The 2,393-nt window shown below is 52.1% G+C and carries 2 protein-coding genes; both read left to right on the top strand.

Going from position 1 to position 2,393, the window contains the following annotated elements:
* Window positions 1–48: 48 nt before the first annotated feature.
* Entirely contained in the window at window positions 49–2,067 is a 2,019-nt protein-coding gene (locus ACMHKJ_RS19095; protein WP_413496399.1) for a phage N-6-adenine-methyltransferase, read from the top strand.
* Window positions 2,067–2,393, top strand: a 327-nt coding sequence (locus ACMHKJ_RS19090; RefSeq protein ID WP_413496397.1) for a hypothetical protein, incomplete at its 3' end; no start/stop codon positions are given. The genes ACMHKJ_RS19095 and ACMHKJ_RS19090, both read left to right, overlap by 1 nt.

The following is a 2,393-nucleotide window of genomic DNA, read 5'->3' as shown; positions in this document are numbered from 1 at the left end:
ACGGATCCGGATGTATGCAAAAGCGTATCAGTGTGAGGGGGTTATCTGATGAACCTTACTTACGGATCTGTATGTCCCGGCATTGAAGCTGCCTCGGTCGCCTGGGAACCTATCGGGATGATCCCCGCCTGGTTCAGTGAGATTGAGCCGTTCCCGTCAGCAGTACTGGCAGCACACTGGCCGCAGGTAAATAACCTCGGTGATATGACAAAAATTGCGGCAGCGGTTCTTTCCGGAACAGTCACAACGCCCGATCTGCTGGTTGGCGGTACACCATGCCAGGCGTTCAGCGTTGCCGGTCTGCGTGGTGGTTTGAGTGATGAGCGCGGGCAATTAACCCTTTCGTATGTTGAATTGGCGGACAGTATTGATGAAATCAGAGAACAAAACGGCGAGCAGCCGGCAATCATCGTCTGGGAAAACGTCCCCGGCGTTCTCAGCAGCAAAGACAATGCCTTTGGTTGCTTTCTTGCAGGGCTTGCCGGAGAAAGTGAAGAACTCAAACCGACAGGGGAAAGATGGTCAAACGCTGGTTATGTGTCTGGACCGAAAAGAACTGTCGCGTGGCGGATCCTCGATGCTCAATATCTCGGAGTGCCCCAACGCCGCCGCCGTGTCTTCGTTATCGCAAGTGCTAGAAAAGACATCTGTCCCGCAGAAATACTATTTGAGTCCGACAGCCTGCACGGGGATTCTCCGGCGCGCGGAGAAGCGGAACAGACAGTTGCCACCCTTACTAAAAATGGCGTTGGCGCAACAGGCGCAGACGATAACCAGGCACAAGCAGGACACCTAATAGCATTTGGCGGCGGCAATACTTCCGGTGCAATCAAGGTTGCAACTACCTGTACAGCACATGGCGCCCGTTTAGATTTTGATACCGACACTTTTGCAGTACACGGCACTCAGGATCCGGACGTCAATCATGAACTGGCTCATACCCTGGGGCGTAATCACGGACAGGAAAATGCCTGCTTTTCATTCGCTGAAAACAGCCAGGGAGAGGTGAGATTACAGAATGGTGATGGTCAGATTACCGGTCCGTTATCGACAGGTGGCGGCAAGCCTGGGCAGGGATATCCTGCTATCGCTGTAGCCGGGAATATTATCGGCCGGTCCCCTGATAATGGTGGTAACGGAAACGGGTTCGATGAATCGGGCGTTTCTTACACACTGACAAAAACAGATGCTCATGCCATATCAACACAAAACATCGTCCGCCGTCTGACTCCGGTTGAATGTGAACGCTTGCAGGGATTTCAGGATTTTCACACCCGAATCAGCTGGCGCGGTAAAGATGCTGCTGATTGTCCGGATGGTCCGCGTTACCGCGCTATCGGTAATAGCATGGCGGTACCGGTAATGCGCTGGATTGGTGAACGCATTCTTGCCGCGTTATCTAAGGCGGAAACTCCGGATCTGCGCTCAGATTACGTTATTGAGCTGGATGAGCTGCGTAATAAACCCGCTCACATGCTGAAAGATGTCGGTGACCAGTGGTGCACACCGGATGCGCTGTATTGGGGTATCAACGCGAAGTTTGGTCCGTTCACGCTGGATTTATTCACTGATGGCCAGAACAGCAAATGCCAGAATTATTACACCGCTGAAGATAACGCACTTACACAGGACTGGTCAGAAAAGCTAAAAGAGCTGGGCGGCTCAGCATACGGCAATCCTCCTTATTCCCGCAGTAGTTACCACGACAAACAGGCTGTGACCGGTGTCCGTAACATCATGGAGCACGCAAAAGCCATGCGTGAGAAAGGCGGGCGCTATGTATTCCTGTTAAAAGCAGCAACCAGTGAAGTCTGGTGGACTGAGTGGGCAGATCATATCGCGTTTATCCGTGGTCGTGTCGGGTTTGATTTACCGGAATGGTTTGTGCCGGCAGATAAGAAACAGAAACCATCGGGTGCATTCTTTGCCGGGGCAATTGTCGTGCTCGATAAAACATGGACCGGCGACAAAATCAGTTACATCAGCCGTGACGAACTGATCGCCACCGGTGACCTGTTTATTCAGCAGGCACACTGGCTGGTGGAGCGCTCAGGGGAGGCTGCGTAATGATGCTTTACACCCAAATCGCAGCAACCGAACCGGCAGGTACTGAAATGACAATCCTGGACGTGATGAAAAAATACCGGGTTTATCATTCAAAAGCCTGGTCTGCGTTCCGCGTATTAGAGAAAACCGGCGCAATAGAGGTTACCCGCCGCAAGGGCACAACATCGGTATTCCGGTTTACGGCTGATGCAGTGGGATTAATAAAAGCCTATGAAGCGGATGTTTCGTTGCGTCGCCGTCTGCCAAGGTCAGAAGACCGGGTCACTCTCACTTATCAGGATATCTCTGAATCAGCATTCAAACAAAAACAGAACCAGTTGATAGCG

It is taken from the genome of Morganella psychrotolerans (genome assembly GCF_965118875.1).
GTDB lineage: Bacteria > Pseudomonadota > Gammaproteobacteria > Enterobacterales > Enterobacteriaceae > Morganella > Morganella psychrotolerans_C.
This window is presented reverse-complemented; position numbering and strand designations above follow the sequence as displayed.

Excerpts from the sequence above, each read along its gene's own strand:
- ACMHKJ_RS19095 (WP_413496399.1), top strand. The coding sequence starts at position 49 with ATGAACCTTACTTACGGATCTGTATGTCCCGGCATTGAAGCTGCCTCG.